The following is a 12,796-nucleotide window of genomic DNA, read 5'->3' as shown; positions in this document are numbered from 1 at the left end:
ATATAGATTAAAGGTTGCGCTTTTAACACCCTAGTCTTAAGGGCACTTAATTTCTTTATTCTATTTCTGTCATTACACTAGATTCTAGAAGCTAGTAAGTCAAAATTTAGCAATAACGATATTGCTATATTATCATCTAAGGTAAACAATTATGTGGATACGCATCAAGACAGCAGTAATTCTCATTATTATTGTTGGTATTGCTCTTTTTGCAAGCGAATCGCCATATTTGTTTGTGCCTCTACTAGCAGTAGGTGTTACGATAGCCGCCCATGAATGGACAAAGCTGATGCCAAGATGGGATAAAGCTTGGGTATTTGTGTTGCTTGTTTTAATCCTAACTATGTTAACGCTATTAGCACCACAAATTTGGCCTATGTGGTGGTTAGCTTCGGTAGTAATATGGCTGATGGCATTTTCTTGGGTTACTAAATACCCCGTATCAACGGGGTGGTATGGTAAACGTCTTTCTTTAATGGGTGTCGTTATTTTGACTGGCGCTATTACCGCTATGTTTTATTTATGGCAGCAGTCACCTTGGTGGCTTATGTATGTGTTTATGTTGGTCTGGTGTGCAGATAGCGGTGCTTATTTCGTGGGCCGAAAATTTGGGCGTCGAAAAATGGCACCCAATGTATCTCCTAATAAAAGTGTGGAAGGTCTTGTCGGCGGTTTATTAACAGGGCTCACCGTTGTTATAGCTATTAGCTTATTTAAGCTAAATCTATCTGGGTTAGTTTTATTAGCCTTTGTTGTACTGTCGGGGATAACCATTTTGTCTTCTGTATTGGGCGATTTATTCGAATCGATGCTAAAACGTCGCGCTAATGTAAAAGACTCGGGTACGATACTGCCAGGTCATGGCGGTATACTTGATCGAATTGACTCATTATTGTCAGCCACGCCCATATTTGCTTTTGGTTTTTGGCTTTTAAGACAGGCAGATATTTTAGTTTAGAGGTAGGTATGCTGTTGTTTAATCGATTAAATGTTTGAGCGTAGCAAAAACAACTCAGAATAGTTTTTTTGGCTATTCTATGTAACTTTATATTTATCTTATTTATCTTTTTACATTTAAGAAGGTGTTTAATTATCAAATTATTAACAGGTAATCTATGACCGAACGCATAGCCGTACTCGGTGCAACAGGCTCGATTGGTGACAGCACACTTGCACTTTTGACGACTTACTCTGAACGCTACGACGTTTATGCTTTATCGGGGTATAGCCGTTTAGATAAACTATTTAAGCTGTGTCAGCAATTAAAACCTAGCCGTGTTTGTGTCCCCGAAAATAAGGTAGATGAATTTTCAAAGCGGCTTCAACTTGCAAACTTAAGCTGTGATGTGGTTGGTGGCCAGGCTGGTCTTAATGATATTTGTCGTGATAAACAGGTGGATACAGTAGTAGCAGCTATTGTTGGTGCAGCAGGCTTAGCCTCTACATTAACTGCGGCTAAAGCTGGTAAACGTATTTTGTTAGCCAATAAAGAAGCACTGGTCATGGCAGGGACATTATTAATGCAAGCGGTGCATGACAATGGTGCAACGTTGTTACCGCTAGATTCAGAACATAACGCTATATTTCAGTGCTTGCCACAACAAATACAGCAAAAAAATACTCGAATCCATGATTTGAGATATGGGGTAAAAAAACTTTGGTTAACGGCATCTGGCGGGCCTTTTTTAAATAAATCTTTTGAGGATATGCGAGCGGCAAGCGTTAGTGAGGCAGTTAATCATCCCAATTGGTCTATGGGACAAAAAATATCAGTAGATTCAGCGACTATGATGAATAAAGGGCTTGAACTTATTGAAGCCTGTTTTTTATTTGATCTGCCAGAATCAAAAATTAATGTGGTCATTCATCCGCAAAGTATCATTCACTCTTTAGTAGAATACGACGATGGTAGTTTTTTGGCACAAATGGGTAGCCCAGATATGAAAACGCCCATTGCGCATGCACTGGCTTATCCCGAAAGAATAGCAACAGGGATTGAGTCTTTAGATTTATATAAATTAACGTCACTTGATTTTATCGAGCCAGATTTAGAAAAGTTTTCGTGTCTAAAGTTAGCTCGTAATGCTATGCAATCTGGTCAAGTGGCTAGCATCCAGTTAAACGCAGCGAATGAGGTAGGAGTGGCGGCATTTTTAAACCAGCAAGTTTTGTTAACGGATATTGCACTGATAAATGCAAGAGTTTTGGACAAAATGGCTACTGATATTAATAACACTTCTCAAAAACTGACAAGTCTGGATGAAATTATGCATATTGATGGGTTGGCAAGAGCCCATGCTAAGCAAGAGGTAGCTGCATGTCGGACTTGATGATATTTATGGTGTTTGTGCTGGCTTTTATTGCAGTACTTGGTCCTCTCGTAGCACTGCATGAGTGGGGACATTATATTGTCGCACGTCTTTGCGGGGTAAAAGTTTTAACCTACTCGTTAGGTTTTGGACCTAAACTTGCCAGTTGGACCAGCAAAAAATCGGGTATTAACTATCGTATTTCTGCCTTACCACTTGGTGGATATGTCAAAATGCTTGATGAGCGAGAAGGCAGTGTTGATGATAGTGAAAAACATTTAGCATTTAATAATCAACACCCCCTAAAAAAGATTGCTATCGTTGCTGCTGGTCCAATAATGAATTTTATTATTGCCATCACATTATTTTGGATATTGTTTTTAGTACCAACGGAACAGCTTAATACGCGTATCGGTTCCGTACTGCCTGAGTCGCCAGCAGCAACAGTCAACCTGCCAATAGGCGATAAAATTATTGCTATTGATGGTCATGAGGTACAGACGTGGGAAGAGATTAATTACCGACTGGCCGATCGTATGGGCGAGACGGGCAAAGTGGCCATCTCAGTGGCTAAGGTTGATGAGGTTAATGACAACTCACTCCAGCCTGCTAATCGCCAAACTGATCGCAGTAATCATAACAATGTAAACACCTATGATACAACCACCTATGAGGCGCCAATTGTAGAGTTTATGCAGGGGAGTCAGGTAGGAAAAGACACATTAACTAGTATCGGTGTATTGCCTTGGCGCCCACACATTGAGCCTATTATTGGACAGCTATCGCCTGAAGGTGCCGCTGTTCGACAAGGTATGAAGGTTGGCGATAAGATTTTAATGATTGATGCTATACCAGTGAATAATTGGTTCGCTGCAACCCATATTATTCAACAGAATCCAGAAAAACTTCTTGATTTTAAAGTGTTGCGTGATGGTCAAGAAGTCGATTTGAAAATTATGCCTCAAGGGCAGAAGAGCAGCACAGGTCAGATAATAGGTAAGATTGGCGCAGGCATTAGCCCAATAGAAGTTAAGGTACCCGACGACTATAAATCTCTAATTGCCTATGATCCTGTAAGTGCGGTTGGTAAAGCATTTGCTAAAACTGGGCAACTCGCCAGCATGACCTTAAGCTCAATGGGGAAAATGCTGACAGGTAAAGTAGGTATTGATAACCTTTCTGGTCCTATTACGATTGCAGTCATCAGTAAACAGAGCTTCGATATCAGTTGGGAGCAAGTTTTGTCTACTGCTGCCATCATTAGTTTGAGTTTGGCGGTGCTTAATCTGCTGCCTATCCCTGTATTAGATGGAGGGCATTTACTGTACTACCTCATTGAGTTAGTGCGGGGCAAACCCGTTTCGGAACGAATGCAGATTATTGGGTTTAATGTGGGTTTCTTATTTTTAATTGGTTTTATGATATTGGCAATTACAAATGATTTCAGTCGTTATTTCTAATCTGGCAGTTTTAGCAAAGCAACGCTTCAAGTAAAGAATGCGTTGTTGCGTTAAAAGAATAGACTAAGATAGACTGATTAAATCATAGTAAATTGTCTTAAATTTAGTAAGTAATTTGAATCACGGATTGTATGTATGCAAACGTCTTTATCTAGAATGGCTCTATTAGCCGCAACACCATTATTAACCGCAGTAATTGCTGTATCGGCTCAGGCTGCGGACACTGTGGTTACCGATATTAACTTTATAGGTCTTCAGAGGCTGACGCCAGAGAGCTTATATCCCTTATTGCCTTCTGCGATAGGCGAGGTAATGACTGATGAGGATCTTGCGCAGAGTATCAAAGCCCTATACGCCACTGATGATTTTGCTAATATTCAAGCCACAGTAGATGGTGGACGTATTACTTATCATGTTGTAGAGCGTCCTATTATTGCTGAGGTAAATTTTGAAGGTAATAAACTGATACCTAAAGAGGGCCTAGAGGAAGGTCTTAAGTATGCTGGAGTATCAGTGGGTGATGTTTTAAAACAGGCGACATTACAGAATGTGGCAAATGAGTTGCAACAGCAGTACATCAGTCAAGGATATTACAACAGCAATATAGATGTCAGCCAAACGTTGCTAGATGGCAACCGAGTTAAACTTGATATCAAGTTTATAGAGGGTAAAGCCGCAAAAGTAGTGGATATCAATGTTATTGGCAATGAGTATTTCAGCGATGAAGATATTAAAGATGTCTTTGCGGTAAAAGAAAAGTCTTGGACAAGGTTGCTTTCTAAATCTGATAGATATGCCAAAGAAAAACTAGCCGCTAGTTTAGAGAATCTAAAGTCTATGTATATGAACGAGGGCTTTGTTAACTTTAGTGTCGACAATGCTGTCTTAAATATAAATGATGCCAAAGATAGCGTATTTATTGAGATCAGTATTTCAGAAGGCGACCAGTACAAGTTTGGTAATGTTAATTTTCTTGGTAATCCTAATTATGATGTTCAAAGCTTAAATGAATATGTTGATTTTAAAGCAGGCGAACAGTATTCCCAAGCTAAGTTAGAGGCGACTACAAGTGCGCTACAAACCTTTTATGGTAACGATGGTTATTATTTTGCTCAAGTACGCCCTGTTCCGCGTATCAATAATGCGGAAAGAACTGTTGATATCGATTATTTTATAGACCCAGCTCGACCAGTATATGTTCGAAGAATCAATTTTAATGGTAATACCAAAACTGAGGATGAGGTGCTACGTCGTGAGATGAGGCAGCTAGAAGGAGCGCTGGCTTCTAATGAAAAAATTAATGCTTCTCGTGTACGGTTGATGCGAACGGGCTTTTTCAAAACAGTCAATGTTGATGTTAAGCCTGTGCCAAATACACCAGACCAAATAGATGTTAACTTCTCGGTTGAAGAGCAACCATCAGGTAGCTCAACAATTGCTGCCGGTTACTCACAAAGTGGCGGTGTTACCTTTCAGTTAGATTTTAGCCAGCGAAACTTCTTAGGAACAGGCAATCGTGTCAACGCTGCGTTGTCTCGTTCGGAGACTCGTGATTCATATAGTCTAGGGTATACAGATCCTTACTTCACTGAAAACGGCGTTTCACAAGGTGTTAGTGCTTACTATCGAAAAACTAAATATGACGACAAGAACGTTAGTAATTATGTGACTGACTCGTATGGTGGCACACTAAATTACAGCTATCCTATTGATGAAACAAAGCGACTTAGTGCGGGTGTAAACTACGATAATACCGAAGTGCGAGGTGGCCAAAACATGGGTATCTCTAATGTCTATGAGATGATTGAAGATGGCGCTGAGGTAACCAACTATGCAGATGTAGATAGAACTTCTTTCAACAATGATTATGATACCTTTAGCCTGCTCCTAGGTTGGGATTATAGTTCACTAGACAGACCCGTGTTTCCTACAAAAGGTATGAACCATTCTGTTAATGCAACGTTAGGATTTGGTGACGAGAATTATCAAAAGGTGGTTTATAAAGGTAACGTTTATTACCCCGTTTATAAAGACTTTGTTGCACGTGGTTATGCAAAACTTGGTTATGGTAATGATCTGCCGTTTTATGAAAACTTCTATGCAGGTGGGTATGGCTCAGTGCGTGGTTTTGAAGCGTCAAGCTTAGGGCCGCGCTCTGTCATTTTTAGCAGCTTAGATAATGCTATTGATGGTAAAACAGCTTATGTGGAAAGGGTAGGTGGTAATGCGTTAGCCAACATTGGCGCAGAATTAATACTACCTATGCCCTTTAAAGGCGACTGGGCAGATCAGGTACGTCCTGTATTATTCGTCGAGGGCGGTCAAGTCTTTGATACCTCTGATAAAGAAGATAAAAAGGTTAAGTATGATAAGAATACTACTAAATTCGTTGAATCAGATGAGGGTGCGCCGCTATTGACTCAAGACAATGAAATGCGCTTTAGTGCGGGTGCAGGTATTACATGGTACACACCAATTGGTCCAATTTCACTAAGCTATGCCGTGCCGTTTAACGATAAAGAAACGGATAAAACAGAGCAAGTGCAATTCCAGATTGGTAGTACGTTCTAGCAATGTGTACGCAAAAGGACGCTACGCAAAATGCTGAAGTTCTATTAAGCACTATTCTTGAAGCTGTGATGGTGCGACAGCCAGTTTTGAATATTGGCGATATCTCTGGCGTAGCGGAGGGGAAAAAACTGACGGGTGTGGGTAGTTTAGTCAAAGCTAATTCTCAGCAATTGAGCTTTGTCTCAAATGCGGCATATATAGAAGAACTACCTCATACAAAGGCAGCTGCAGTCTTTATTACTACTGATATGCTAGATAAAGTTCCGCAAGAAACTATTGGGGTTATTGTATCCTCGCCTTACTTGGCTTATGCCAGTGCGACTCAGTTATTTGATCGATCACATCAGCAGTTGGGTGAGCAGCAATCACCTCCCCTTATTCATCCTACTGCACAAGTAGCATCGAAGGCGGTAATAGGTAAAAATGTTTCAGTAGGGGCGTATAGCGTTATTGGTGATAATGTGCGTATCGGAGCTGGTACAGTCATTCAAAGCCATGTTTATCTGGGCGACGATGTTTTAGTTGGCAATAACTGTGTTATTAAATCTCATGTCAGTATTGCTCACGATTGTCAGCTAGGTCACCATGTTCGTATTCATGCTCATGCTAGCATAGGTTCTGAAGGCTTTGGCTTTGCACCGACAGCAAACCCAGCAGTAGAAGGATGGGAGCGTATTGCTCAGCTCGGCAAAGTTATCATTGGTAACCATGTGCGCATTGGTAGCCACACGTGTATAGATCGCGGCGCTATTGAGGATACTATTATTGGTAATCATGTGATTATCGATAACTTAGTACAGATTGCACATAATGTTCGTATTGGTGACGGCACTGCCATTGCAGCAAAAGCTGGGATAGCGGGCAGTACCACCATCGGAAAACGCTGTATCATTGCTGGTGGTGTGGGTATAGTGGGGCATATTGAGATTACCGATGACGTGACTTTAACGAGCATGACAATGGTTACTAAGTCTATTAAAAAGTCAGGCTCTTATTCTTCAGGAACGGTGGCTATGCCTTCAATGGACTGGCGTAGAGCTGTGGTTAACTTTAGAACCATGGGCAAGAAGAATAACTAGATTACACTGACAGGTGCACTATAAATTAAAACTCACTTTTTGTGGTCTCAAGCCTAAGGTTAATGTTAAAATCACAGCCTTAGTTATGAGCATGCTAATACTAGATGTATGCAAGAAGTAGATACAGAATTATAGACAAATAATGATGATGATTTTCAAGGAAGAATAATGAGTAAAGATACCCTTAAGGCAAAAGAAAGTAGTAACTCAGCAAATGTTCTAGATAAAGATATCATGACATCTGATGATAACTTGGCACTTGAGAAAGCTGGTGTTTCATTACCCATGGGTTATAGTCAGTTAAAGCATTACTTACCACATCGCTATCCATTTATGTTGCTTGATAGAGTCATATCATGTCGTCCTGGTCTCTCAATAACGGGTTATAAAAACGTCACTTTTAACGAGCCATTTTTCCAAGGTCATTTTCCTGATGTTCCGATTATGCCAGGTGTGTTAATTGTAGAGGCGTTGGCTCAGCTTTCAGGCGTACTTGGTTTTATCAGTAAAGGAAAAACATCAGAAGACGGATACTTATATTTATTTGCTGGCGTAGATAAAGTCCGCTTTAAGAAGCAAGTAGTGCCAGGCGACCAGCTTATCTTAACGTCTGAGTTGACCATGGAGAAGCAGGATATTTATAAGTTTAACTGCCGGGCTTATGTTGATGATAAACTCGCTGCTTCAGCTCAAGTTATGATTGCTCGTCAAGCGATGCCTTCTAGTAAAAGCGCTATCTGATAGACACGTTCAGCAATATAGAGCATCGAATTGAATGCTCATATAAATCAATTATTTTACCAATCTAATAGGTTCGTTCTAAGATGCGTATACATCCCACAGCAATAATATCTGATACCGCACAAATACATGAAACTGTCACTATTGGACCTTATTGTATCGTGGGTGATAATGTGAGTATTGATGCTGGTACTAAGCTATTACGGCATGTAGTAATCAGTAAAAATACACGTATTGGTAAAAGTAATACGATATATCAGTTCGCAAGTATTGGAGAGGACTGTCAGGATTTAAAATATGCGGGCGAGGAAACATGGTTAGAGATTGGTGATAATAATAATATTAGAGAGTTGTGTACCTTTCATAGAGGCACAATACAAGATAATTCTCTGACTAAAATTGGCAGCAATAATCTATTTATGGTAAATACTCACATTGCTCATGATTGTGTCGTAGGGGATCATAACGTCTTAGCCAACAACGTAGGTGTCGCAGGACACGTTCATATTGGCAATAATGCTATTATTGGCGGTAATGCTGGCATTCACCAGTTTTGTCGTATCGATGATCACAGTTTAATCGGTGGCGGCAGTCTCATTTTAAAAGACGTTGCTGCTATGACTTTGGTGTCTGGTAACCCTTCGGGGTCTCACGGGCTCAATATAGAAGGTATGCGCCGAAAAGGCTGGTCTAAAGAAACCATAAACATACTGCGTAAAGCTTATAAGATTATTTTTAAGTCTGGAAAAACCACTAATCAAGCAATTGACATTTTAACCAATGAGTATTTACCTAGAGAGCCTAAAGTTAAAATGCTTATAGATTCTCTAAAAAACAGTAAGCGTGGAATAGTACGTTAATAGACTGATTATTTTGTGTATAAACAAGCCATAACTCTCAGTTATGGCTTTTTTATGTTTAGTGGCTTGACTTTTAAACTCGTTTGAAAGAAACTTGTTTTCTAAACAATGTAAATACGTATTGCTAATAAGTTTATTAAAGTATAATGTTTGTAACACTGCATGAGCACGTGTGCTCATTTAATTTTCATTATTTAAATGAGCATTAGGCCTAATAAGTAATCTTTTTATAAGCCAGTCTTTTATAAGCCAGTCTTTTATAAGCCAGTATAGTTGCAAAATGCCATAGATGGTCAGAGGAAATAAAATGTCAAACAAACAAAACCATGCCCAGTGGGGGTCAAGCTTAGGATTTGTATTAGCTGCAGTCGGATCAGCAGTTGGACTAGGCAATATTTGGAAGTTTCCATATATGGTTGGTGAGAGCGGGGGTTCTGCTTTTGTCCTGGCTTACCTTATTTGTATTGCCCTTATCGGCTTTCCCATTTTAGTCGCAGAATGGATGATTGGACGACGTGCTCAAAAAAATCCAATGGACGCTTTTACCGATGTTGCTAAAAAAGAAGGTGCAAACAAGATTTGGGGTATCGTTGGCCTAGTAGGTATCTTAGGTGGATTTTTAATCTTATCTTTCTACAGTGTGATTGGCGGTTGGGCTCTAAATTATATTACTAAGTTGGCATCAGGTAGTTTTGTAGGGCTAGACGGAGATGCAGTAGGCGAGACATTTAATGCCATGTTAGCCTCTCCAGGCACGTTGACCATATGGCACACAGTATTCATGATAATAACCGCTATTATCGTCGCTATGGGGGTTTCCAGTGGTATCGAAAAAGCAGCTAAAATCTTGACGCCTTTATTAGGTGTTTTGCTTTTAATTATCGTGGCTTATAACGTTGTCAGTGGTGGTTTTGGCGATGCTCTAGCTTACTTATTTTCGCCAGATGTATCAAAGCTGTTAGGCCCTGAAAGTGGTAGTATTATTTTATCAGCTCTTGGTCATGCATTTTTTACGCTATCATTAGGTATGGGTATTATGGTCGCCTATGGTTCATACTTGGGCAATAATGTCAGTCTTTTAAGTATGGCTCGTACCGTTGTCATTTTAGACACGGTTATCGCTTTAGTAGCCGGCTTAGCGATTTTCCCAATTATTTTTGTGAATGGAATGGATCCTGCTGCAGGGCCAGGGTTGATTTTTGTTAGTTTACCTATTGCTTTTGGTAGTATGACAGCGGGCACTATCCTAGGTACATTATTCTTTTTACTCATTGCCTTTGCAGCATTTACCTCTTCAATCTCTTTATTGGAACCTTCAGTTGAATTCTTAGAGGAGCGGACATCAATGAGCCGTACGACTTCTACAGTTGCTGCGAGTGTGTTGATATGGTTATTAGGTATTGCTGCCTTACTATCATTCAACTTATGGTCTGATGTTATGATTATGGGTAATGGTATCTTCGACTTCTTAGATAAGTTGACAAGTAAGTTCATGCTACCATTGACTGGTCTAGCAGCCATTGTATTTGCTGGATGGATCATGAATCAAGATAAGATAAAAGCTGAGTTAGGCTTATCAGATGGTGCATGGAGACTATGGCAAATTATTACAAAGTTTGTTGCACCAATTGGCGTGACTATTGTTTTTATTACTTCTTTAATGGGGTAGCCCGCAGGTTATCGGTTCTCGCATAACCAAAAGACCCAGGCGATGTTAGTGAAATGTACTAATATCGCTTGGGTTTTTTATTATGCTAAAATAAAACCTTCTAAGATGGTGGCAAATTTCGACATGTGATGTGGCTATAAAATAGCGGCATGAATGAAAACCCCAACTATCAACAGTTGGGGTTTTTAAAACTTAAATTAAATAACACGATAATTACTAGCTTGATGTACGAATAATACGTAGCATACGACGTAAGGGTTCAGCAGCGCCCCATAGAAGTTGGTCACCTACTGTAAATGCTGCAAGATACTCTGGGCCCATATTTAGCTTGCGTAAGCGTCCAAGAGCGACGGTTAGGCTACCTGTAACCGCCACAGGTGTTAAACGCTGCATGGTCGCTTCCTTTTCGTCTTCTACTAAGTCAAGCCATTCATTTCCACTATTTTTAAGTACAGTTTCGATTTCATCAAGAGGAATATCTTTTTTTAGTTTTATCGTAAGTCCTTGAGCATGACAACGCATAGAACCGACACGAACGCACAGGCCATCAATGGGAATAGTATTGTCGCCTTGGTTACCAAGAATCTTATTGGTTTCTACACCGCCTTTCCATTCTTCACGAGACTGCTTATTGTCTAGCTGACTATCAATATATGGAATCAAGCTACCAGCCAAGGGCACACCAAAATGCTGAATAGGGAAATCCTCGCTACGCTGAGCATCAGCAATTTTTTTATCAATGGCTAGTATTGCGCTTGCAGGATCAGCAAGCTCATCAGCCACCACATTATGGAGCATTCCCATACCATTAATTAGCTCACGCATATTATTTGCGCCCGATCCGCTTGCCGCTTGATAGGTCATGGCAGAAACCCACTCAACCCAGTCTCGATTAAATAACTCGCCAATAGCCATTAACATTAATGACACGGTGCAGTTACCGCCAATGAAATCTTTAGTACCTTTTTGCAAAGCATCATCAATAACCGAGCGGTTGACGGGATCTAAAATTATAACGCTGGACTCTGCCATTCTCAGGCTACTGGCAGCATCTACCCAATAACCTGTCCAGCCAGAACCACGTAAAGGCTCATGTATAGCGCTTGTGTAGTCCCCGCCTTGACAGGTAATAATGACATCACACTGTTTTAAGGCATCAATATTATGAGCGTCTTTTAGAGTTTTAGTGGCATCCGTATGTTTAATACCCTCAAATATAGGCGCATCACCGCCAGCATTACTGGTTGAAAAGAAAATTGGGGTTATACCAGAAAAGTCGCCTTCTTCAACCATACGTTGCATAAGCACAGACCCAACCATGCCACGCCATCCCACCAAACCTACTGTTAATTGACTCATAGAACTATACCTTATGAATTGGTCTTAATATATTTTGCACTTTACCGGTACGAACATATCTTATTTATATAGGGTATAATTTTGCTTACAATACCTTATATGTTTGATATATGTTCATCAAGCAGTTAATGCGCAACCAATTACCTTGCCTTGATATGATAAAAAATGCAAGCATAAAATGGCGCTTATTCTTTAAAAAAATGAAAAACTCTTAAAAATAAAGTAAAAACATAGACGATAGTTTAGATACGAATCTTTAAATGATCTACTTTGTAAATTCTTAGATTAAGTTATCTTAACAAATCCAATAATATCTATTGTTTAACCTGCTCAATAGATTAGTATGAATTATATCTAAATTGTTTTAAACTATTTTAACGTTATACTTAAGTTCCATGCGTTAGATCAATATTATTGTTTATATATTACGTTAAATTAATGGAATCGTTATAAATCAAGCACTTAAATATAGATTACAAAAACAAGCAGGTACAAAAAAACCTCAAGTAATTCTACTTGAGGCTGAAACTTTTGTACCTAACCAAAATTTGGGATAAGTCCCTAAAAAACCTTAAGGTGTAGCGACCTATCCATAATCTGACACGTTCTTTAAAGTAGGTTTATATGGAAACCAATAAGCAGCTCATCATACACCCTCTCAATTAATAAGCGTTGATTCAGTAGGCAGGCATCTAAAGGTTCAGGTTGCCATCCCTTGTTTTAAAGGCTCTCTATCATCGATATTATT

General features: G+C 39.7%; 9 protein-coding genes. 8 read left to right on the top strand and 1 reads right to left on the bottom strand.

Going from position 1 to position 12,796, the window contains the following annotated elements:
* The first annotated feature begins 151 nt into the window (after window positions 1-151).
* The 8 genes from AC2SLL_RS02610 (at window position 152) to AC2SLL_RS02575 (ending at window position 10,689) form a co-directional block, all read left to right on the top strand.
* Window positions 152-958 (top strand): phosphatidate cytidylyltransferase, encoded by an 807-nt coding sequence (locus AC2SLL_RS02610; protein ID WP_486530110.1) that lies wholly within the window; start codon window positions 152-154, stop codon window positions 956-958.
* A gap of 157 nt (window positions 959-1,115) precedes the next feature.
* Window positions 1,116-2,330 carry a 1-deoxy-D-xylulose-5-phosphate reductoisomerase gene (gene dxr / locus AC2SLL_RS02605; RefSeq protein ID WP_486530109.1) on the top strand — a complete coding sequence of 405 codons (1,215 nt, stop codon included), beginning with the start codon at window positions 1,116-1,118 and terminating at the stop codon, window positions 2,328-2,330.
* The gene (rseP, locus tag AC2SLL_RS02600) at window positions 2,330-3,769 is read left to right on the top strand and encodes an RIP metalloprotease RseP (protein ID WP_486530189.1); all 1,440 of its coding nucleotides are present in this window, start codon (window positions 2,330-2,332) and stop codon (window positions 3,767-3,769) included. Before dxr ends, rseP begins: the two co-directional genes overlap by 1 nt.
* 135 nt (window positions 3,770-3,904) lie before the next feature.
* On the top strand, window positions 3,905-6,340 hold the full coding sequence (bamA, locus tag AC2SLL_RS02595) for an outer membrane protein assembly factor BamA (protein WP_486530108.1): 2,436 nt from the start codon (window positions 3,905-3,907) through the stop codon (window positions 6,338-6,340).
* A gap of 2 nt (window positions 6,341-6,342) precedes the next feature.
* Window positions 6,343-7,419: a UDP-3-O-(3-hydroxymyristoyl)glucosamine N-acyltransferase gene (gene lpxD / locus AC2SLL_RS02590; protein ID WP_486530107.1), complete on the top strand. Its 1,077-nt coding sequence runs from the start codon at window positions 6,343-6,345 to the stop codon at window positions 7,417-7,419.
* Window positions 7,420-7,587: 168 nt separating this feature from the next.
* A complete protein-coding gene (gene fabZ / locus AC2SLL_RS02585) occupies window positions 7,588-8,160 on the top strand; it encodes a 3-hydroxyacyl-ACP dehydratase FabZ (RefSeq protein ID WP_486530106.1) in 573 nt (190 codons plus the stop codon).
* 83 nt (window positions 8,161-8,243) lie between these two features.
* On the top strand, window positions 8,244-9,020 hold the full coding sequence (gene lpxA / locus AC2SLL_RS02580) for an acyl-ACP--UDP-N-acetylglucosamine O-acyltransferase (protein WP_486530105.1): 777 nt from the start codon (window positions 8,244-8,246) through the stop codon (window positions 9,018-9,020).
* 307 nt (window positions 9,021-9,327) lie between these two features.
* Window positions 9,328-10,689: a sodium-dependent transporter gene (locus AC2SLL_RS02575; protein ID WP_486530104.1), complete on the top strand. Its 1,362-nt coding sequence runs from the start codon at window positions 9,328-9,330 to the stop codon at window positions 10,687-10,689.
* A 216-nt stretch (window positions 10,690-10,905) separates the two neighbouring features.
* Here the strand turns inward: AC2SLL_RS02575 and asd are convergent, their stop codons facing one another.
* Window positions 10,906-12,048, bottom strand: a complete 1,143-nt coding sequence (gene asd / locus AC2SLL_RS02570; protein WP_486530103.1) for an aspartate-semialdehyde dehydrogenase — start codon at window positions 12,046-12,048, stop codon at window positions 10,906-10,908.
* Window positions 12,049-12,796 lie beyond the last annotated feature (748 nt).

The sequence above is a fragment of the Psychrobacter sp. CX97 genome (assembly GCF_057396285.1).
The sequence above is the reverse complement of the archived record's forward strand: the minus strand, read 5'-3'. Positions and strand labels throughout refer to the sequence as shown.

Excerpts from the sequence above, each read along its gene's own strand:
- AC2SLL_RS02610 (WP_486530110.1), top strand. The coding sequence starts at position 152 with ATGTGGATACGCATCAAGACAGCAGTAATTCTCATTATTATTGTTGGT.
- dxr (WP_486530109.1), top strand. The coding sequence starts at position 1,116 with ATGACCGAACGCATAGCCGTACTCGGTGCAACAGGCTCGATTGGTGAC.
- rseP (WP_486530189.1), top strand. The coding sequence starts at position 2,330 with ATGATATTTATGGTGTTTGTGCTGGCTTTTATTGCAGTACTTGGTCCT.
- bamA (WP_486530108.1), top strand. The coding sequence starts at position 3,905 with ATGCAAACGTCTTTATCTAGAATGGCTCTATTAGCCGCAACACCATTA.
- lpxD (WP_486530107.1), top strand. The coding sequence starts at position 6,343 with ATGTGTACGCAAAAGGACGCTACGCAAAATGCTGAAGTTCTATTAAGC.
- fabZ (WP_486530106.1), top strand. The coding sequence starts at position 7,588 with ATGAGTAAAGATACCCTTAAGGCAAAAGAAAGTAGTAACTCAGCAAAT.
- lpxA (WP_486530105.1), top strand. The coding sequence starts at position 8,244 with ATGCGTATACATCCCACAGCAATAATATCTGATACCGCACAAATACAT.
- AC2SLL_RS02575 (WP_486530104.1), top strand. The coding sequence starts at position 9,328 with ATGTCAAACAAACAAAACCATGCCCAGTGGGGGTCAAGCTTAGGATTT.
- asd (WP_486530103.1), bottom strand. The coding sequence starts at position 12,048 with ATGAGTCAATTAACAGTAGGTTTGGTGGGATGGCGTGGCATGGTTGGG.